Origin of the sequence: Psychromonas sp. SP041 (genome assembly GCF_000470315.2) — a bacterium.
Lineage (GTDB): Bacteria > Pseudomonadota > Gammaproteobacteria > Enterobacterales > Psychromonadaceae > Psychromonas.
In genome coordinates this window covers 134,560-157,186 of the sequence record NZ_CBRF02000001.1, presented here as the reverse complement: position 1 = coordinate 157,186, position 22,627 = coordinate 134,560, and the positions used below count along the sequence as shown (strand labels likewise).

Genomic DNA, 22,627 nt, shown 5'->3' with positions numbered 1-22,627 from the left:
AGAGCTATTTGTTCTTCTGAAATAGCAATAAACCTTTTGACGTTAGACTTTTCTGATATATTTACGGAAAATGTATGAGAGTCGTCAGCAGCCCCAAATACGAATATATTTCCTCTAACGAATAAGCAAACTGTACCATTGAAGCTTTGAAACATCCGATGCTACCGTAAAAGTCATCGCTTAGAATCTCATACACAGTTTTTGGTTTATCGATACTAAGCAACGCTACTGTATAAAAATGACTCGAACTACCAATTCATCAAATTCAAGCTTAATATAGGTTTGAATATTTGTATTAATTCAATTGCAATCGTAAATATCAGTCAAATCCCTTTATTAAAGACAATAAAATATTGCCCAACTGTTCCTTTTCTTGTTCATCAAGCGGAGACAACACTTTCTTTAAATTTTCGACATGTTGAACCATTAGCCCATCAATTAGGTTGAACCCCTTATTTGTCAATGTGACAAACACACCACGTTTGTCTTGTGGATTTTCAGATCTTTTTACCAGGCCTGCATTTGTCAATCTATTAATTCTATTTGTCATGCTTCCTGAAGATATTAGCGCATCTTCATACATTTCTGTTGGCGTTAATGAATAAGGGGCCCCACTACGCCTTAATGTTGCGAGAACATCGAATTCACCGCTTTGCAATCCATGTTCACTAAAAAAAGGTGTAAGTACATGCTGAAACGTCAACTGATTAAGCTGAGCTATTCGACCAAAAAGTTTCATTGAGTCGCTATCAATATCTGGCCGTTCTGCCTGCCATTGTAATCTTGCCCGACCTGCTCTGTCCATTTCATCCTCCTATTAGTTTATTTTCGAAGAATATCATTTATCTTGACGTAGAGCTATTTTAATATATCTTGACGTAGAGCTATATTAATATATCTTGATGTAGAGCTACATTAAAATAAAAATAATTAACCGAACCTCAAACTTAGAAGAAGAGGAAACAATGGCCTATTACCAAGTAGACAAACTACAAACCAGAAGAAATTATTATACTGTTCATGGAGAGGGGATGCCTATTCTTCTCTTACATGGAGTGACTAATACCGGACAAGCCTTTGCCTTTCAGTTAGAGGCGTTAACATCTTCAGGCTTCCAGGTGATTGTGCCAGATCATGCTGGTCATGGCGCTTCAGATAATGTGGAAAGCCCATTTGGCGTAACTGAAATAGCTGCAGATACACTTGAGCTGATACGACACTTGAAATTAGAGAATTTAGCAATCTGCGGTGTTTCTTTGGGCGGGATGGTTGCATTGGAGCTCATCACCAGCCAACCAAGTTTGTTTTCTTACGGAATTATATCCAATAGTTTCTGCAAAACGTCTTCTAATGAATTTAAGGTAATGTCTAGCGAATGGGCTAGAGACATGATGGAGAACGAAGGGCCAATTAAGCGTTTTGAAAAATCTTGGACAAGTTTGGTTAATTTAAATTTCATTAAATCCAGAGATGGGATAATTACTCAGAAAATTTGGCACCATCAAGCTGCGATGGCTAATGGGAATTCTCTAGCAAATATAATTGCAGAAATTGCCAGCTTCGACATCACTGAAAAATTAGCAGACATCAAAATTCCGATGCTCTTTATTAGCGGTGAAGAAGATGCAATGTCAGACAAGGCAATCAGCAAGATGATGGCCAATAGAGTTAAAGGTTCAACATATATAAATATTAATAGATCTGCACATCTAAGCAACGTCGACTCTAGCGACGAATTCAACAACATAATCCTTAGATTCTTATCAAACATCGCAAGCTCATTTTAGCCCTAGTAGATAGCAATAAGCCAAAATAATAATAGGAGATAAATCTTGCAAGATACAATTGAAAAATATAAAGCCAATCCTTTCATAGACTTTAATTTCGATATTCTTATTGTTAAGGATAATAACCACAAATTTGTGGCATCTAACACTATTTTCTCTAAATTATCAGGAGTTTCACAAAAAAAGCTAATTGGGTTATCTGACTATGACCTTCCATGGGCACACGAATGTGAAAAATACAGAAAGCATGAAAAAGACATCATTGCTGGGCTGGACTATCCAGTTATAGAATCTCTAAATGGGACATCTAATGTACACCTCTTTACTCGTAAGACTAGAATATATGATGCCTTTGGTCATATATCAGGAACTATAGCAAATGCATCAATACACAATAAGCATATTCAATATTCAAACTTAGGGGGAGCCAGTGAATCTTTAGTGGTTGGCGGATACGGAGACTACAAATTAACGAAAACAGAGGCTAAAGTTTTATACTACTTCATTAAAGGGTATAAGAGACAAAAGATATCAATAAAACTACAATTCTCACAGCACACTTATGACTTTCACATTCGTAATATTAAAAACAAGTTCAAGGTAGACACAACGCAAGAATTACTAATTCTTTGTTATCAGTTAGGATTTGAAAACATTTATCCACTTAAACATAATAAACACTTCTGAAAAATAAAATAATTAATTGGCATATCTTCAATAAAAACAGCCATGGAAGTAATGCCGATTAGTTAAGAGAAATTAGTTTGTTTTGATACGTAGAATATAAACCTTCATAACTCAAAATCATGGGGGTTTATCGACATTCCTGAAGTACTGATTCACACCTTAATCAATCATCTTATATACCCAAAACTTTGATGATAGAGATTTTGAATGTTGTCTCCAATCTAACTGCATAGCAACATATAATATTACTGAACCTTAAATCAACTTTGTGAGCTAGATTAAACGATGTGAAAACAAAAACTAGTAAGACCTAGTTAATAAAGGATTTAGTACGCTAAGCTTATTGAATGATTAATAGAAAAAGAAAATTACATACACTAGTTGCTGCTAAATAGAAGCAATCGATCTAAATTAACCAGAAGCCTAGGCAGAAAAATTAAACTTTTACGAACAACAAAAATATCAATCTAAAAAAACACCTACTCACATTGAAGCAAACCTAGTTAGCTGAAATATAAAAGCTCAACAAACAAAAATAACAACTTCGATGACTAATAATGTGGAACCTCCTCCCTTAAGAAATTGAAATTTATACGAATAAGTTAAAGTGGATTGTCGAGCAATAAATCTGTATATGCTTGAAAACGGCCATACATACTTATATCGCATTTTTTATACTTATCTAAATATACTTCTGAGTTCATAGAAGTATTTAATTAATTCAAAATATCGACCAATGTATCAGCATCTATTTTCTTGTGACTAAAACGCCATCAACAAACTTCCCTTAAAATTCACTTTTATTAAGCATAACAAGACATAAAACAATCATTATTCATTAAAATAAACCACATTCAACAGCAGAAATCTACATAAAAAAATATTCATGTTTTATTCATTATTTTAATAAACCTACGGCAATCGTAGGTTTATTTATTAGTCATATAAAGTAATTTAACCCGTAAGTTTGAAGTGTATTAATTCAAACTCCAAGCAATCCTTTTCATCTTAATTATTGGGCTTATTATTTATGAGAACTAAAAATAAAGCAGGAATTGTATCCATGTTTATGGATCAGTATCAAAGTAATCCAAATCGTATTATTTTAAAAAATAATTCAGTGGAGTTAACCTATAAAGACATAGCATTGGGAGCCGAATCTTTATCAAGGGTTATAAATGAACTTACTTCCAATAAAGGCAAATACATTGGAATATACACAGATCAAGATCAAAGCATGTATTTTGGAGTTTTTGGGGCATTATTCTCTGGTAATGGATACGTACCACTATCACCGGAGTATCCAGACAACAGAGTAGAACATATGATTTCTGATTCTGACATTAAAATTATTTTTACAAAACAAAAGTATGTAAATAAACTCCAAGGTTTTATTGATGAAAATACAGTTATTGTGATTAACGAGGAATTAGTAAGCAAAAAAATAACAAAAAACAATTTTCTTACTGATATTTATTCACATGATGATGCCCCTGCTTATATGATCTATACCTCAGGAAGCACTGGTGTTCCTAAAGGCGTACCTATAAGCAATAAAAATATAACAAACCAAATGGAGTGGCTTTCAGAAACTCTAAGCATCAATGAAGAAAAAACTATTCTTCAAAAAACCCCAATCAGTTTTGACGCAGCACAATGGGAAATTCTGTCAGTATGCTGTGGCACAACTGTTATTATCGGTGATTCAGATCTATATAAAAACCCAAATAAAATAATATCAAACATAAAGATGCATGGTATAACATCAATCCAATGCGTCCCCACTCTCCTTAAAGCGCTTTTGTCATGCGATGAGTTTAATTCATGCAACACTTTAACTGAGATCTACTGTGGGGGCGAAGCATTAACCAAAAAGCTAGCCCTAGATTTCAAAGAAAAGATGCCTGGCAGAAAGCTAATAAATCTCTATGGCCCTACCGAATGCACCATTAACGCAACCTACCTAAATGTAAATCTAAACGAACTTGATGACTATCCTGATGTAATCCCTATAGGACTTGCCGTAAAAAACACAGAAATATTTATAATCAATGATTCCAATAAAATTGCTTTAGACAAAGAAGTCGGTGAGATCTGCATAACTGGCTCGCAAGTTTCATCAGGATATCACAACAACTCAAAGTCAACTGCAGACAAGTTTATTTGCAATGAACTAGGCAATATTATTTACCATACTGGAGATTTAGGATACAAAGACCCTTTTGGAAACATAAACTTCGTATCAAGAAAAGACAATCAAGTAAAGGTGCGAGGATATAGGGTTGAACTAGACGAGGTCAAAGTCTCTATAGAAAACCATGACTGGGTGAAGAATGCAGGCGTTATTTTAACTAAAAATCAACGAACTGAGTTTGAAGAACTAACTGCCTACATTGAGCTCAATCCTAGAGAGGCAGCTCTTATGGATCAAGGACTCGATCAAAGTCACCACATATCTAAAAGTAGTAAAACACAAGTATTAGCACAACTTTCTAATGCAGGCGTGAGATGTTTTCCTATAGATGAAATCAAAATAGATCTTCCTTGCAAGCAAGAAAATGTAGATCAATCAAAGAAAGCTTTTGCACGTAAGACATATAGAACATTTAAAGGGAAGGACATTTGCTCTATTGATTTAATAAATCTTATTTCTGCTGACACAAAAAACATTGAACGTTCCAAATTCAATAATTCCATTGAAGATGTTGGACATATAATGAGGATGTTTGGCCAATTCCGCAGTAAAACCAGACTTTTACCTAAGTACTCATATGCCTCACCTGGTGCTCTTTATGCTGTTCAGCTCTACATTGGACTAACAGGAATTACTGGCATTGATGATGGCACATATTATTACAACCCTATAAATCATACATTCACTCTTGTGGGGAAATCTAATAGCGAATATAAATTAGAGGTCCACTTAATTGGTATTACTACTGCTATTTCTTCTGTATACAAAAATAACGTAATAGAAGTTTTAGAGATGGAAGCTGGACATATTATCGGAATGTTTGATGATACTTTAAAAAAATACAACATGCATATTCAAGAACTACGACAGACAGCTTTACTACCTAAAGGTATTCTGCAAGACGCGGATTCTTTACACATTGCTTCCTTTAACTTAAAAGAAGGGGAAAATCATTCAAAGAATTCTCCTGTAGAACTCTACCTACAAAACAACAATTCAAAAATTCCTGATATGAAATCAGGAATATATAAACTAGATGAAAATGAAATTAAAATTATATCCGATAAAACAATAAGAAAAAAAGACGTTATTGCAATAAATCAAAGTGTATATGATGAATCTCATTTCGCAATTTGCATGGTAATACGAGATGAAGACAAGTGGGACTCATATATCTGGTTAGGAAGAGAATTACAAAAAATTCAACTTAACAACTTAGGCTTTGGATTAATGTCATCAGGATACAGTTCTAAAACAGGAAACGATTTACTAGCCTCTACTAGACTAAAAGAGATACTTGGTGAAAGAAACGAAAAATTAGGGGCATTATATGTTGCAATTGGTGGGCCTATTTCTGAAGAGCAAATCCTTTCGCAAGGAATGGACGAAGATTTAATTCATTCAAGAGGACCGACAGAAATACTTAAAGATGACTTAAAGAGAACACTTCCAACACACATGATTCCAAACAATATATCAATACTACATGAAATCCCACAAACTCCAAATGGTAAGGTTGACAATAAAGAGCTTAAATTGATTTGGGAAAAATCTTCTAATCTTGGCAATTTGATTGTCATAGAACCTAAAACTAAATTACAAAAAGAATTAGCTATCCTATGGGCTTCGACATTAGATTACTGCGATGTATCGATAGATGATGAATTCTTTACATCAGGTGGAAACTCATTAACTGGAGTAATGCTAATATCAAAAATAAACGAAGTAATGGAGCTCTCATTACCCCTTCAAATACTTTTCGATGGCTGTACGATAAAGAAAATTGAAGATCACATAATAAACAACAAAGACATTGAAGCGACAAGAGTCATTCATTTAAACAGTATTAGTAGCGACAAAAAAATATTCTGTTGGCCGGGACTTGGCGGCTATCCTATGGGCCTTAAGAACTTAGCTGAAAGTGTTAATAGTTCTTTTTATGGAATCCAGTCATATGGCATTAACTTAGGGGAAGTCCCTTATTCCACTATAAAAGAGATGGCTACCGCTGACATTAAGGCAATTAAGGAAATCCAAAAAACTGGACCATACTACTTATGGGGGTATTCTTTTGGAGCTAAAGTGGCCTTTGAAACGGCATATCAACTTGAGCAAAACGGGGACACTGTAAAACACTTAGCGATGATCGCTCCAGGTTCCCCTAAAATATATACTCCACATTGCAATGTCGTAGAACTCACATCATACAAAAACATTAAATTTGTAACGATACTTTTTTCCGTTTTCTTTAGGTGCATATCTGGAGATGAACTCGACTTGTGCATAAGTTTAGTTTCCAGCAAAGAAACATTTATTGAATTTATTAAGAGTCGTATACCCGAAATAGATACAGGCACGATCGAAAGAATTGTTTCAATTGTTGAAGAGACATATGACTTTAAATACACATTCAAAGAATTGCAAACAAGAAGCATAAAAGCTGCAATATCAATACTAAAATCAATTGGAGATGACTATTCTTTTATTGATGGAAGTAATAATTATTGCTCGGTTAAACCTGATATTTTTAGCCTAACACATGATCATTATCAAGCACTTTCTAAAGAAGGCTCTAAAGAAATATCAATGTTTATTGAACCATTAAATCCAACAAATACAATAAAAACTAAAGCATCGTAAAGGAGAGTATGATTATGCCACATATACTAATTAAGCATTTTCCTGTTGATATTTCAACAGAGGATAAAGAAGATATTGCCAGTGAAATATCTAAAATAATTTCCAAAAGATTATCTTGTCCATATGACGCCATATCTGTGTCAATGGAACCTGTACGTAAAGAACTTTGGAATAAGGAAATTTACGAACCAGAAATCAAAGGAAAACAAGAGATTTTAATAAAAGTTCCACAATATTAGGCTTTAGAAAAACTAGATGTAATAAACAAGTTTTATTTAATAATTAACCTTCATTTATTTATAAGTGAAGGTTAAGTCAAGAAATCACACAGGAATTATAATGAATAATATATCTCCTTATGAAAGCAACAAGAAAAATTCAAATACAAAATTAAGTAATAAAGTGATAAAACCTAATTTCTCAAAGCAAGGTGTTTATTTAAATGGAAGTCTAATTCAAGATTTTGGAGGAATAGATAGAAACAAGCACCATAAAGATCCATTGCACTTACATACAAAGTTCTCTCTTATTGTACCAGCAACCAATACGACCATGGAAAAGGAGATTTGCAATATACTAGTCAATAACAATGAGACTAAATCTCTGCGCGAGATTGGATTTCACACCTCTAATGTTGTTACACCAAACCCTGATATTCAAAACAAGGAAGACCTTGAGCGTTACAAAGAAGCATTTCTAAGTGGGTTGCAGGAATCTGTGAATACAGCTCTTTTATCTGATCCTGAACACATTATATTAGGAATGAGCCTAGAACATATATTGTATGGAATTGATGAAGTAACCTCACCTATTAAAAAAATGGTATCTGAAACAGACTTAGGGTGGACAACATGCCATGATGCGATAAATAGCGCATTAGGTAAATACAACGCAAAAAAGATAGGAATAATTACTCCGTTCGAAGACAAGGGAAATGCTTCAGCTAAAAAGATGTTTAAGGATCTAGGGTACGACGTCTTGGTTGATGTTGGTCTTGCCTGTGGCAACACACAGCATATTGCTCATATTCCAGACCAACTTAAAGAAAGCTCCATATTGGAACTGCTAAGTGCAAAAGAAAGAGGTCTGGATGCTATAGTTCAGTGCGGTACAAATATGAGCTTTATTCATATCGCAGAACGACTAGAACCCATGATTGGCATACCAATACTTAGCATAAATGCTGTTGTTCTCTGGCATGCACTTAGAACCAAAGGAATTACTGATAAACTCAAAAAATCAAGCCGCATCTTTCGAGATCACTAGGCCGATGCACATACATAGTGACTTTAATGTAAATAATACTGCTGCCCTACAAGAGGGCTAAATTAAACTGGATGTAAGATGTTTCTTTTTCTTACCCCTAAAAAGGCGATTAAATATGGTTTTAAAAAATTACTTAATACTTCTATCAATTGGATTTATTTGGGGGTCTCAATTTATATTTCAGGAACTTGCCTTGGTAAGCTTCTCTCCCATTTGGATTGGCGCTATTCGTGCAGTAATTGGTGCAATTACTTTAATTGTCATTTGCAAAGCAATAGGAGTAAAGAGCTCAAGCAAACAATGGGCGCTATTTAGCGTTATTGGGCTCCTAGAGGCATCGATTCCATTTGTTCTTGTGCCATGGGGGCAACAGGATCTAGATAGCTCTATCGCAGCAATATTGATGGGAACACTGCCTTTTTACGTTCTGCTACTTACACCCGTTTTTATAAAAGGCGCAAGTATTAGTGCTGCGAACACCATCAGTGTAGTGGTTGGGTTTTGTGGCTTAATAATATTGTTTTATCCTCAACTATCTGCTGGAACAGGAGACATTAACCTTATTAGCTCTCTATCTATTATTGTTGCTGCAATATGCTTTGCTATTGCATTATTACTGTTAAATCGAGTCCGAAATGAGCATCCTTTAATTGTAGCTAGAAATGTACTTTCTGCAGCTAGCATCCAGTTAATAGTCATCGCAACATTAACCACTCCCTTTGAGTACAAAGAAACATCTTCCATTGCGTTAATCTCAGTACTTTATTTGGGAGCTATATGTGCAGGAGTTGTTTATTACCTTTACATGATGTGCATTAAAAGAACCGGCCCTGTCTTTACTTCTATGACTAACTACATTGTTCCAGCCGTTGGTGTTTTAATTGGCGCGCTGTTGACCAATGAAAACATTAGCACAAATACCTGGATTGCTTTATCCACTATTCTTTCTGCGTTATTTATAAATCAAGTAATGACGAAAAAATCTAAAAATGACTCTTCCACTTAATTATTAACTTCGTTTTGATAGAATGAGTTTTTCGCACTCTAGCTTTGACTATCAAAACGTTTTTTTGTCTGAGTTCAGAACGATAACACTCCTAAATCTGCAGCCCTTGAATAAGCGTTCTGGCAATAAACCCCACCTAAAATGACATCTAAAAACATAGAGTGCAAACTAAGATCTGCTTAAATATAATTTAAATAATGAATTTCAAGTAATGAAGCTGGCTGAACCCAACAAAAATTTGCAGAAAAGATATGTGCATTAAGACAAAACGACAAAAGTAAATCGTGATTAACAGGCTGAACGGTAGTGACCGATATACAAACTTTAAAAAAGAACTTTGCCTTCTTTTGCACTGGCGTAATCGATGGCGATGAATAATTAAAAATATCCCCATTGTTACAATCAAGAGTATTCGCATACTCGTACCGTTAGAGACTGGCCCGCCCCAACGAACATGACATTAAAACAAAATAACTTATAGTAACACCGTTATTTGCCAACTTAATTTCTTAAGATAATCCCTACTGTCTTCCCAAACAAATTTAATTATCCGTTAACAACTGAAACCTAGCCCTTTGACTTTTTATAACACTTTTATTGGAAACAACCAAAAAAATAAGGTATAAATAGACGCAGTGCCAATAAAGATAATAATAAAGGTAATAACATGCAAAACGTAGGAGTTTGCCATTTTGATGACTCTAAAATGGCAACATCAGGCTGGGCTTCAATTAATGGCAGTACGCCTTTTAGAATCAAAAGTCGTGGAGATCTAAGAACAGATGCAGTCTGGATAACAAATATTCTTTGGAGAGACTACCTAAGGCTAAATCTAAATAGACTTGGCCATGTGTTTGATGACCAGTTCTTCAGGAATTCATATACTTTCTACGGAAGAGAGCTGGGCTTTGAAAATGAGCCAAAAGAACAGGTAAAATTCTTCTCAGAAGTATTCACTCGATTTTCACATTATTTGTACAACAAATTAAATATAAACATTTCTGAATGTGGGTACAGAATCCCTCACTTGCTAAGAGATTACCTTGCTTCTAGCTCATTAAAAAAACAACCATCAGGAGTTCATTCGCTTGAAATAAACAATGCAATAACTCAATCAACTCAAACGATGCAAAAGATGACCGGTAATGCCCCTCAGGGCTCAACGACAATGAACTTCATCTTTCCTCGTGGTGCGTACTCAAGATGGTTAATGAGCCTGCCTTACCCTGGCGGTGATGATTGGGAGATTTTGCCAGAAAAGAAATTCTCTGGTGTTTTTGGCCATGAGGACAACATTCAAATAAAAGGAACCAAAACTATTCTTGGCGCCCTTCTTGAGCTAGGTAAAACAAAGGCAGTTTTATTAAGAGTAACTGTCTTAAGCCAAAACAGAGAGTTCATTGACTATCAGAGTTTCGGCAGCGGATCCAATGTAGCAAGAAGATGGGCAACTCTTCCAGAAATCATCCATATTTCAAGATTCTCAAAAATAAAAATTGAGGGTGGATTTATGTGTAGCTTATCTGACATAGGATTAAAAATACCTTTAAATACTGATGAAAATGAATTCTCACTAACACGAAGTATTTTTTTAGATTGTCTATGGGTAGGAATAGCAACTCCCCTTAATGCTAAGCCAACGATTAACACTGCTACTGCTGCATATATGAGGGCTTATGACAGAATAGCTTGTGCAAATGCTGCAGAAGCTTTCTATAAAGACGGTTCCATTATCACCGGCTCTTTCGGAACAGGAAGAGTAACTGCATATGTTCGACCATCAGATATTAAAGATGCAAACAACATTGCAATAAGAAATGGCCTTATTCCACCGCTGAAAAACCTTTTAAGGTAACTGTCATGATATTAGAACAAATACTGTCTGGGAGTGTGCCTGCCGATCTGGTACAAAAATGCAATAAAGACTACCTATTTCTATATTTCGTATCATCTCAGAATACGAATGAAATAGACAGAGAGGCGATACTAGGTATGGACTCTCACCTTCTTGCTCCTGCAGAAGAACAAAAAAAATACTTGAATGATTTTTTTGAAGAATTGAAAGCAAAAATATCAAGCGCCCCGAATCAAGAAGAAGAAGAAGAGCAAATAACTCTATAAGGATACAACAATGTATACAGCCATAAGGTCCTTGAATAAGTTTTTCAAATCTGGAATGTATGACTACTGCAACTTAGAAACAAATGACTCAGAAGACATGACTGATTCTTCATTTGTAAACAAAGATGGCGGCATGTCCACTGTTATAAAAATAAATGGATCATACAAGCTAATTGGTGCAGCAAGATTTAAAGAGCTAATCTTAGGTTTAATTGAAGACCTCTCAGGAACATTAAGAAAGCCTGGGTACAAAATAGATTTTTTTTATACCAACGATCCATATTCATCTAAGAGAAAGGTAGATCAGAGTCTTGACCCTGTCTATAAATCTCTCAAAAGACTAAACCTTAATATGGAAGATATCATAAAGGAGCGAGCTAAAGTTTTATCTGAGCGAACTACTTATGAAAACTGCTACATGGTTCTTACGACACTGCCGTCTGTACTGACAGGTAAAACATTATCACAAGAACTTAAGGAAAGATTAGACAGAGTTAAAGGCCTAAATATCGGAATTAAGCCTGGTGAATTTGGGCTAAGTCCTCACTTTGCTATCGATGGGTTAAGAGATATTCACCTAGGCTTCACAACAACCTTTGAAGATGCACTTGCTGCATCTAATACTGCATTTAAAAGATTGGACGTTCATGAAGCTCTTAGATGCATTAAATTTGAAATAAATGCTGAAGTAACAAGCAGTCAGTGGAAAGCATCTCTGCTTGGAGATAAAATAAAAATAAGGTCGACTAAAGAAGCTGGAAATGACATAGATTCAAGTCATACTATGAATCCAAATATTGCTTTTCAACTGTTTAATCAAAGGCCTCGCGTTAGTGACAACGACAGCTCTTTAATTAAGATGGGCGGGAAAGTAATTGCACCAATTTTAGTTGATCTTCCTCCTCAGGAATCAAAGCCTTTTTCTGAACTGATAGAGAAACTTGATAAATCCATTCCATGGAGATTTTCTTTTACCATGGAGACGGGGCATAAAGAAGTCCTATCAAAAGTAGCAAATAAAAACTCAATGGCAACTGCCCTGTCGATGTTTTCTTCGGACAATCGCCTTATCAGGGATGCTGCAGAAGAGTTAATGGAACTTGCAAGAGAAGGCGAACCACTGGTAATGGGGTCCATGACATTTTGTACTTGGGCCGATGATGAAAGACAAGCCAATAGAAGAAAGCAAATGATAATGCAACAAGCATCTAACTGGGGTGCTGTTGAATTGCTAGAGGAGTTTGGTGATCCAATTTCTGCATGGATGGATTCTGTTCCATGCATGTCAAGAAGGAAAATATCTACCCCATTTCCTATTTGCATGACAGATGCTTTCACCATCCTGCCAGTTACACACCAGACGTCGCCTTGGGATACAGGTTCGTGTCTACTAAGAACTGTTAGTAATCACCTTTACCCATACACTCCAGGTAGCTCTAAGCAGGCGGCTTGGTTCGACATAACTTTTGCTCCCCCTGGCATGGGTAAATCTTTTTTCTTGTCTGCATTAAATACTGCACTAATAACATCACCAGAAAATCTGGTACTGCCTAGAATATCGATTATTGATATTGGATACTCTTCATCTGCATTTGTTAGCTTGATTAAGTCAGCGCTACCAAAAGAATTGAAGCATTTGGCACAATCTTACAAGCTTCAAATGACGAAAGAGTATTGTATTAATATTTTGGATACCCCGCTTGGGTGTCAATTCCCTGTTTCATTGGACAGAGAGTTTGCAATTAACTTTTTAACAGACTTGCTAACGCCTGCAGGCTCTGCGCCTATTTCAAGACTACCAGAAATATCGAGCAAGTTAATTGATGAAATGTACAGCTATTACTCGGAAGAAAGATATCCGAAGCCGTATGAAAAAGGAACATTGGATGAAGTTGATAATGCATTAGATGATCTTGGTATTCACATTGAAGAAGATGAAGAAGTATCATGGTACAAAATTTCAACTCTTTTATATGATAACAACTTATATCAAATGGCCGTTATGGCACAAAGGTACGCTGTTCCCAATATTTCGGACGCTACAACCGTCCTTAACTCTTCAGCAGACATAAAAAACATTTACAGTGATGCTTCTGTTGGGCAAGAAAATACATTAAAACTTATTGAAAGCATGCTTTCATCTGTTACTTCAGATTATCCAATTATCAGTAGCCCATCTAAGTTTGATATTGGAGAGGCAAGAATTTGTAGCATCGATCTTCAGGACGTAGCAAAAGGCAATTCTCCTCAAGCCAAGAAGCGTACTGGATTAATGTACATGCTTGCGAGACAGGTGACATGTAGAACTTTTTACTTAGATAAAGATGTCCTCGAAGAAATTCCAGATTACTTTAAGTCTTATCATCAGAAAATAATAGATACCGACGAAAATGTTTCTAAAAGAATCTGTATGGATGAGTATCACAGAACAAGATTCTCTCCAGGAGTTAGGCTTCAAACATTACAAGATGTTAGAGAAGGTCGTAAATTCAACATTCAAATTTCCCTGTTATCACAAATGGTTGATGACTTCGATGATGACATGATTGAACTTGCGAATAACATTTACATAATGTCTAAAGGTAATACAGAAGAGACAATTAAAAAAATTAAGGATAAGTTTAATCCAAGTGATGATGCGATTAAACAGCTTAAAAGATATTGTACTGGGCCAGGCAGAGAAGGCTCGTCAATGCTCTACATTGGTGAACTGAAAGATAGCGGCAGCATTGAAATAATTGTTAGATTAACACTAGGACCTCTAGAAAGATGGGCTTATAGCACAACTAAAGAAGATGTTAATCTAAGAGAAAGGTTGACCTCAGAAATCGGTTTAAATAATGCTTTAAGAATATTGGCGAGTGAGTTCCCTGGTGGTAGTGCAAAAGATTTCCTTAAGTCGAAAGGGATGGACGCAGAAAACGAAGATGAAAACATTTACGAGGATGTGAAACGTGACCTAATAATTAAAAACAAGGACAAAATTGATACACTAGATAGTTAAAGCTAAAAATCTATATAGATTTAAAACTAAAGTATCTATTGAGAAGGCATTAACTTGTCTTCTCAATTAATTTAAACAACACAGCCAATAAAACATGCCATAAAACCCCATTTTTAATATAATAATTGCATTTTTTGAGCTAAATGTTTAGTATCTTCTAAAATCAATAATAATAAATTCCGGTAAATAAAGATGAATCAAAATTTCCTTAAAGCAACAGCTATTTCGGTAGCAGTCGTCCTACTTGGAGGGTGTTCTTTTAATAAGACCGAGAAACCTCAAGATTTAAAAATACCAAACAGCAATGCACTTGATGAACTGGTTACTATTTCTATTGAAGCAAGAGATGAGCTAAGACTTCTTGCTAAGTCTCAAGAATCAATTGCCCAAAAGGTATTGACGAAAGAGCAGCATGAAGAAAGGTTTATTAATGCGACCAATGTACCAAAAGGCTTCAGTAAAGTTGGAGACTTTCAATACGCTGGTCCTGCTGTAAAAGCTACAAGAGCAATCGCTGCGGCTGCAGGATATAAGTTTATTTCTGATAGCAAAAAAAATGCAGTAGAACCATGGGTCTATATTGACATTAAAGGGCAGCCTTTAAATGAAGCGCTAATTGAACTAGGCCTACAAACAGGTGAGAAAGTTATTATTGAGCTTCATTCAAATATCATGAGATACCGCAATTTAAACTAGGGCTGAGATATGAAATTTAAATCTCTAAAAATATCGATCTTGTCTTCGCTAATTATGGCATCACTTCCTGTTTTATCATTAGGAATTGGATATCAAGATGATGGCATTGATCTAGAGACACTTTCGAATTTAGAATATTCTGAAGATGGTGCAAATGAAAACATTGTAATGGGCTTGATTAGCTCAGATGACGTTAGAATTAGGGAAGTAAGAAACACTGCCCTAGCTTTAGGCGCTCAACACGGCTATATTTTTTATATGAATGAGTTCAAAGGAGAAATTGAAAAAAGATCTGTTTATTTTGATAAGAATTTTGATTTCAATACTCTAATGAAACTGTCTAGTGGAGAAATAAGCGAGCTTCACTTCTTACCTCCTGTAATCACCAAAATACAAAGCCGGGTTCATATATCTGACAATGCAAGTATCGCGACAATCATTGAAGATGAATACTCAATTGATCGTTCTGGAATGCTTGTGTCTGTTGCTCCAAACTGGAGACAATACCTACTATTTGATCAAGACGTTAATGTAACAAAACCGAACGTTAAATTACTTCCACAAAATGACAAAGAAAAAGCTAAATGGAAAGAATGGGTAAGACAAGGTTGGCTAGCAGGTTACAAACAAGCTGACTCGGAAATGTCTTATCGTTCAAGAAAACTTGGCAAAGACTTTAAGGGAATGGCAATCTATATGCAGCTTGTCAACAAGGGCATGATTAATTCACCGGTTGTTGTTTCCTCTTCTCAAAATGCCACAGGTGGCAGCAATATGATGAGAATCAATGAGAAAACCATCAAAATTGCAAGACCTGCAGCTCTTAATCATAATTCTAGTAACTGGAAAGCACTGATCATGGATGGGAGAGAATCCTTGAGGTACCCTGACGAAATGTCGTTCAGCGTAAAGCATTCAGCAGACAGTGAAGATGCAAAATAATGACTGTCCCCTGCACTTACGAATTACCTGGACAAATAAATACAAAAGAGCTTCAGAGCATACTTTGTATTATGCAAGAAAGGGGCGGCAGTGATCTATTTATCTCTGGTGGCATGCCTATTGTTATGCAGGTTCACAGTAGAAATGAATGGATAACAAAAAAGAAATTGGGCTACTCTGAAGTCTACGATTTAGTTACAGAAATATATGGTGAAAATGCAAAATCCCTATTAGGTTCAGCCACAGAAATCGATTACCTGTATGAGTTTAAGAAAGAAGTGTCTTCCACCACAGAGTTCTCTAAAAAGAAAAGATTTAGGTTTAGGCTTAACATTGTTTCTTGTGAAAGAGGTGGACAAACGACTGTCACAATGACTTTCCGAACCATACCAACGATAATCCCTTCTGTTGTAGAATTAAAAGTAGAACAGGACATCATTGATCTATGTAAAGGCATTGACCAAGGACTAATCATAATCGTTGGCGCAACAGGCAATGGTAAATCTACATTACTTGCCAGCCTGCTAAGAGACCAGCTTGAAGACCCTAGTGAAGACAGAGTTTTGGTTACAATTGAATCACCTATTGAATTTGTTTTCGACCAAGTTGAGACTAATGGTTCTATATTTACCCAGCTAGAAGTGGGAAAGAATGTCTTATCATTTCAAAGGGGCCTTAGGAACGCATTAAGAATGGCACCAACGACAATCCTTATCGGTGAATCTCGAGATTACGAGACGATGAAAACGACCGTAGAGGCAAGTGTAACTGGTCATGTTGTGTTTAGTACTATTCATGCTAACACTGCGGCAGACTCCATCCAAAGGATGGTTGAGGTATATCCAGAGGAGCTACAGAAACAAGCAAAGCTTAGTATTGTGCGCGCATTAAATTTAGTTGTAGCTCAAAGATTAATAAAAACTGTTGATGGAAAGAAAATTGCAATAAGAGAATTTCTTATATTCAACAAGGAAATACGCGACCACTTGGCAAACGCAAACGACATTTCTTTTGCAGCAACTGAAATGATGAACAAGTTTGGAAAACCAATGATGGTAGATGTAGAGAGATATTATGCCGAAGGCATAATTAGCCAAAGCACTTACGAGCGACAAAAGAAAAACTACGAAGAAGGAGAATAGCAATGCCAACTAATAATATTGCTAAAAAAGTTAAATTTCTTGGTGTTGATGGAATTATGGCAGCCCCGATCTTACTCCTATTGCTATTCCCTTCACTGGGGATGCTATATTTTCTTATAGGAATGATAGTCATTCTGTATATATTAGAAAAAAGAGGAATGAGTGTGCTTATGCTATTTAGAGCAATCAGGTCTAAAATAGTTGGAAATCACAGGTTTATTCGGCCTCCATGGAGAAAATTCAGATAGTTAGTGTTCTCTAACACGCACTGACATACTATAACAAAAACCACCCTCACCCATGAAAAATAAAAATAATGATATTTCGGTAAATTTCCCGAGTCAAATTTGACTTTAAGGAAATTTACCATATATAATATCGAAAAAATAAAGGCATCAAGTTATGAATAAATATAAAAATAAATTAACTGGTCGCACTGTTGGAGCACTTATTGTTTGCGGACTTTCGCAACAAGCCAGCGCACAGCTTTACGTATCTCCTGTTGTTAGACAAACTGTAAAAATTGACAGTTTTGATAAAAAAGAAAGCCCTGAAATGGTTGCAGTAAAAGAGGAAGTAACCTCTGTTAGTGGTCAATCAACAGTTCATGGTTCTTTCTTGATGAGAGAAGAGGTTGAAGCACCGAACGCCTCTACGATGAGATTTGGTAAAAATGTACCACTATTTATTGCTCTAGAGAAAGTAGTGCCGAACTCGAAAGACTGGTTTATTCATATTGATGATGGCCTAGATAATATGGCTGTTAGCTGGAAAGGCGGACAAACTTGGGAAGATGTTGTCTATGCAATTGGCGCTCAAAATAACCTTAATATCAAGATTAATAACGACGAACATGCTATCGGGGTTTCTAAAAATGCAGAGCTTGCTGTTTTGCTCGCAAAAGAAGTGCCTGAAGTATGGGAGATCAAATCAAGCCTAACATTAAGAGAGAATCTTGCTGAATGGGCTAAAAAGGCAGGCTGGAGCTTGGTTTGGGATGAAAGCCTTAAAGTTGATTTCCCTGTCGTCAAAGGCGCTGTACTAACAGGTAAATTCATTGGCGAAGGTGGTGTAGTTGACACCCTGCTTTACTCAATGAGAAAAAACAAAGTGCCGCTTACGGCTAAGTTCCACAAAATGAATAAAGTACTGCTAATTACAGAAGCAGGTTACCGCCAAGAGGTCGCAAACTAAATGCAATTACTTAAAAAAAATACCCTAGCCTTATCAGTTTCTACTGCTGTCTTAACAATGACTGGCTGTAGTGCTCTTGACACTATTAACGACAGTAAAAAAACTGCAGAATCTGACGAAAAAAGAGTGGTCAACAAAATAAAGCAAGCTGAAACAATGACTCGCTCGGCAACAACAGTAAGCGTTATCGATGATATGTACGTTGCGGGTTCATCTTTTCGTATGGACGAAAAAGACACTCTTCCAGACTTCTTTAATGAGCCGACTTCATTTAGTCAGCTAACGCCGTTTTCTTTCCAGGAGATCATCAGTGAAGTTCAGCTTTCACTTAATACTCGTGTTGAATTAACAGATGATGCAATTTCTTACATTAGAACACTTTCATCAAACTCAAACCAACAGTCATCTGGCGAATCAAGTGTAACCGATCAGGTTAACTTTGGTGGTTCAGGCATTGTTGGATCGGAATTAACCTTTTCTCTTCAATATGACGGCACTGTTGCAGGGCTATTAAACTACATCACAGCGAAGGCAAACCTTTACTGGAAGTGGAAAGGCAACAAGATCGTTGTTTTCAGACATGAAACTAAACAGCATATCTTTGATGGCGATTCTTCTGAAAATAACTTTGAAGCCAAAATGAGTTCAACTAAAAGTGCTGGTGAAAGTTCAAGTACAAGTGCATCTTCTGAAAGCTCTGAATCTGGTCAAACAACCTCTGTTACTAAGAGTAGTGGCAATCAGTTCGACGACGTTATTCAAGCAATTGAGTCAATGATTAGCGATGAAGGTCGATTCTCAGTATCTGAGCAACAAGGGATTATTACTGTTACCGACACTCCTGATGTGCAAGAAAAGATATCAGAATACATTGAACAAATTAATGCAATTATCAATAAAAAAATTGCAGTAAAAACTACAATTTATGAAATCACCTCAGATAATACTGGTGATTATGGTATCGATCTTGATGTTGCTTATGACAAAGTAGGTAGCTTTAGTTCATCACTTGCCAGTACGTTCTATGACTCATCAAGTTCAGGTGCAACACTTAGCCTTCTAAGTGGTAATGCTGCAGGTTCTGAAGCGATGATCAATGCACTATCTACTATTACTAATATCTCGAAGAAAACGAGCACTATCAACTATAGTAAAAACGGCAAAACCATTCCTGTACAAGTTGCAAGTGAGCAAGGCTACGTAGAAGAAAGCACTCCGACATTTAATGATGACGGCGATGTTACTGGCTATGATGTAAGTACTGCATCTATCCTTACCGGTGTCACTATGAACATCACGCCAAAAGTTAACTCACAAGGTCAAATTGACATTAAATTTGCTGCAGACTTATCTCAACTCGATAGCCTAGAAACAGTTAATTTAGACGTTGATAGCGATAGTGATGATGATGATAGTAGTAGCTCAAACATGTTTGTTCAAGTGCCAGAGAAAAGTTTCAAATCTTTCATTCAAGATGTAACAATTCGCTCAGGGAAATCTCTTGTCGTTGCTGGCTTCGAACGTGAAACAAACGAAAGCAGCGTAGAAAGTATTGCTGGTGAAGATCTATGGGCACTTGGTGGTTCTAAAGAAGGTGGTAAAACTCGCGTAATGAGCCTGATCGTTATTACTCCTTACATCATGGAAAACTAATAGGCATTACCATTTATGAAGAAGGTCACTCTAAATAAACACACCATCGCTACTGGCCTGTACTGGGCTAGTTTGTCGGGTGAAAAGCCTAACGCAGAAATGCTTGTTATGGCTAATGAAGTTGACCGTCCATATGGTTTTATTCGTAAATCCGTAAAAGAAGACGGCTCAACTTCACATCAAGTTGCTTTAACTCAAGAAAAATCTGGTATTGGCATTGTATCTGGTGCCGCTATTCTTGCTGATGGGTATAGCAACATTATCTTTGTTGAAAAAGTTTCTGCACAAGAAGTTTGGATTTGTGCCATTGCTGATTCAGAAGTGTTAGTTGGCGGAGATATTGTTATCAATATCTCTAATGTAGCTATCGAATTTGAAAAGATTTTAGATAACTACAAAGAATCTCCACCATTTGTGTACAGCCAATCGCTTGTTGAAAGCACTGGTGTTGAAGGACTTCCAAGTCCTGATGAAACATTAAGTTTTGACGAGCTATTACTTAAAGCAGAAATCACAAAAATTGGGAAAGAATTTAATTCTTACCGAATTGGTAACACTGAGTCAAAATCAAAAAACACATTGATGGCCATTGTTATTTTAGCTGTTATTGGTGGTGGCGCATACTCTCAATTCGGAAGTTCGCTTTTTGAAAAAGAGAAAGAGTTCACTCCTCAAGTTGATTTTTCTAAGCTTATTCATACTAAAGTAAAAACAACTGAAGAAATTTTATCTGATGCAAAAAAAGAAGAGCTTAAATGGCTTACGGAAGAGTTTAATAACTCAAACTCATCTCAAATCATTAGACGCATTCTTGCTTTTGATATTGTTCAAGAAAAATATATTAATGGCTGGAAAGCAAATGAAATATCTTTTAACTCTAAAAATCCAAATGGTATAAATGTGCTGTGGGAGCGCTCTCAAGTGGGGACGCCCCTTTCATTAAAGCTTGGGATTAAAAATGACAAAACTACTGTTGCAGACCTAACTGGTAGGTATGCAAGAAGTGAATTTGAAGCCATTGACAAGATCAACAATGAACTTCCTGACGATTTTGATCTTGTTAAATTCATTGAAACTGCGACATATCAACACGAACATATGATGCATGATTTAATCTCAATGGGGTACATGTGGGGCATGGACCGAATTGACCTTGGTGAAAGGCAGGAAAAAATTAAAGGTCTTGATAAAAAGCTTAGAAAACAAGAGAACACTAGGCAGTTAAAATTTAAAACAACTAGCGTTGTCATTCAAGGTGATAACCGAGATAAATTGTCGGCACTTATAAATATCTTTGATTCCGCAAAAACATTTACATTAAACAAAATTTCTATTTCACTTGTTAAGAATTCATTCAAGTGGAAAGCTGAAGGGGTTCTTTATGAAAAGTAGTAAAAATTTAATCACAATTGCTCTGGCATCTATCTTGATGTCAATGACTGCGAATGCCGCAAGTACTTCTGACTTCTTAGGTGAAGTTATTAGTGACAATGAAGGCAAAGTTTCGGTAAAAGAAAGTAATAACAAAACGAAAGTTACGGAAAAAACAGACAAGCTAAAGCATAAAGAAAAAGACATTTATTCTAATGCAGAAGCTTTTATTGATCCTAAGATTTCAGCAAGCCGTTCTGCTGAAACTTCGCGCAAACAACATGAGCTTGAAATGTTACAGCTCGATATGTCTGCATTAGAAGTTCAAGATGCGATTTATAAAATCAAAGAAAATCAAAGTAAGCTTAAAGTTGAAGCTATGGTCAAAGAGCAAAAAGAGCTTTGGGAAAAAGAAAAAGCAGAATTGATTTCTGATTATGAAGCACAAATCGATGATCTAAAACTTTCTATTGAAGATAACAATAAAAAAGTTGATGAGCAAATGGAAGTCAATGACTTTCTAAAAGAAAAGCTGTTTGTTACTAAAACATCTGGAATTGGCACAAACAAAAGTGCTCAGTTTTACTTTGAAAATAACATTGCTGATCGCGGTGTTGGGGAAGAGATCATCCCTGGTGCTATTGTGACGAAGGTGAACACACACGGTGCTGAAGTTTCATACAAAGGCAAAGTAGCATTCTTAAGTATTACAACCAAAGCTTTTGCAAACTCTAAAACAATCTCTAGAGAAGAGCTTGAATACCAAAAATCTCTTGAAGAAGCTAAGCTTGGAATAGTTAAAGCGCCATCAGATATTGGAAGCGTCCCACCTATGCCTAGATAGTAAAAGAAAAAAGCCTCCTTAAACAAGAGGCTTTTTTTGTCACATTAAGAAAAACCACTTACCATAACTAAAACTGCAAA

General features: G+C 35.9%; 18 protein-coding genes. 17 read left to right on the top strand and 1 reads right to left on the bottom strand.

Annotation, left to right across the window (positions count from 1 at the left end):
- Positions 1-319: 319 nt before the first annotated feature.
- Positions 320-805: a MarR family transcriptional regulator gene (locus SP041_RS00665; RefSeq protein WP_137297160.1), complete on the bottom strand. Its 486-nt coding sequence runs from the start codon at positions 803-805 to the stop codon at positions 320-322.
- Positions 806-965: 160 nt separating this feature from the next.
- Between SP041_RS00665 and SP041_RS00660 the strand changes: the two genes are divergently transcribed.
- The 17 genes from SP041_RS00660 to SP041_RS00580 all read left to right on the top strand — a co-directional run bounded on the left by SP041_RS00660 (position 966) and on the right by SP041_RS00580 (position 22,547).
- Entirely contained in the window at positions 966-1,787 is an 822-nt protein-coding gene (locus SP041_RS00660) for an alpha/beta fold hydrolase (RefSeq protein WP_137297159.1), read from the top strand.
- A gap of 45 nt (positions 1,788-1,832) precedes the next feature.
- Entirely contained in the window at positions 1,833-2,474 is a 642-nt protein-coding gene (locus SP041_RS00655; protein WP_137297158.1) for a LuxR C-terminal-related transcriptional regulator, read from the top strand.
- Positions 2,475-3,504: 1,030 nt separating this feature from the next.
- Positions 3,505-7,308, top strand: coding sequence for an amino acid adenylation domain-containing protein (locus tag SP041_RS00650; RefSeq protein WP_137297157.1), 3,804 nt, complete (start codon positions 3,505-3,507; stop codon positions 7,306-7,308).
- A gap of 14 nt (positions 7,309-7,322) precedes the next feature.
- Positions 7,323-7,547, top strand: a complete 225-nt coding sequence (locus tag SP041_RS00645; protein WP_137297156.1) for a hypothetical protein — start codon at positions 7,323-7,325, stop codon at positions 7,545-7,547.
- A gap of 100 nt (positions 7,548-7,647) precedes the next feature.
- Entirely contained in the window at positions 7,648-8,574 is a 927-nt protein-coding gene (locus SP041_RS00640) for a hypothetical protein (protein WP_137297155.1), read from the top strand.
- Between the two features lie 115 nt (positions 8,575-8,689).
- Positions 8,690-9,580, top strand: a complete 891-nt coding sequence (locus SP041_RS00635; RefSeq protein WP_137297154.1) for a DMT family transporter — start codon at positions 8,690-8,692, stop codon at positions 9,578-9,580.
- Between the two features lie 667 nt (positions 9,581-10,247).
- Complete coding sequence (locus SP041_RS00630; RefSeq protein WP_137297153.1) at positions 10,248-11,435, top strand: hypothetical protein; 1,188 nt, start codon at positions 10,248-10,250, stop codon at positions 11,433-11,435.
- Between the two features lie 5 nt (positions 11,436-11,440).
- Entirely contained in the window at positions 11,441-11,701 is a 261-nt protein-coding gene (locus tag SP041_RS00625; protein ID WP_137297152.1) for a hypothetical protein, read from the top strand.
- A 10-nt stretch (positions 11,702-11,711) separates the two neighbouring features.
- Positions 11,712-14,705, top strand: a complete 2,994-nt coding sequence (locus SP041_RS00620) for an ATP-binding protein (protein ID WP_137297151.1) — start codon at positions 11,712-11,714, stop codon at positions 14,703-14,705.
- A 192-nt stretch (positions 14,706-14,897) separates the two neighbouring features.
- Entirely contained in the window at positions 14,898-15,401 is a 504-nt protein-coding gene (locus SP041_RS00615; RefSeq protein ID WP_137297150.1) for a DotD/TraH family lipoprotein, read from the top strand.
- A 9-nt stretch (positions 15,402-15,410) separates the two neighbouring features.
- Positions 15,411-16,343, top strand: coding sequence for a type IV secretory system conjugative DNA transfer family protein (locus tag SP041_RS00610; protein ID WP_137297149.1), 933 nt, complete (start codon positions 15,411-15,413; stop codon positions 16,341-16,343).
- Positions 16,343-17,485 carry an ATPase, T2SS/T4P/T4SS family gene (locus tag SP041_RS00605; protein WP_137297148.1) on the top strand — a complete coding sequence of 381 codons (1,143 nt, stop codon included), beginning with the start codon at positions 16,343-16,345 and terminating at the stop codon, positions 17,483-17,485. The genes SP041_RS00610 and SP041_RS00605 overlap by 1 nt, the downstream gene beginning before the upstream one ends.
- A gap of 2 nt (positions 17,486-17,487) precedes the next feature.
- Positions 17,488-17,733 carry an IcmT/TraK family protein gene (gene icmT, locus SP041_RS00600; protein ID WP_137297147.1) on the top strand — a complete coding sequence of 82 codons (246 nt, stop codon included), beginning with the start codon at positions 17,488-17,490 and terminating at the stop codon, positions 17,731-17,733.
- Between the two features lie 154 nt (positions 17,734-17,887).
- A complete protein-coding gene (locus SP041_RS00595; protein ID WP_137297146.1) occupies positions 17,888-18,679 on the top strand; it encodes a TcpQ domain-containing protein in 792 nt (263 codons plus the stop codon).
- On the top strand, positions 18,680-20,332 hold the full coding sequence (locus SP041_RS00590; RefSeq protein ID WP_137297145.1) for a hypothetical protein: 1,653 nt from the start codon (positions 18,680-18,682) through the stop codon (positions 20,330-20,332).
- Positions 20,333-20,440: 108 nt separating this feature from the next.
- A complete protein-coding gene (locus tag SP041_RS00585; RefSeq protein WP_170968504.1) occupies positions 20,441-21,724 on the top strand; it encodes a hypothetical protein in 1,284 nt (427 codons plus the stop codon).
- Complete coding sequence (locus SP041_RS00580; RefSeq protein WP_137297143.1) at positions 21,714-22,547, top strand: hypothetical protein; 834 nt, start codon at positions 21,714-21,716, stop codon at positions 22,545-22,547. The genes SP041_RS00585 and SP041_RS00580 overlap by 11 nt, the downstream gene beginning before the upstream one ends.
- The last annotated feature ends 80 nt before the right edge of the window (positions 22,548-22,627 follow it).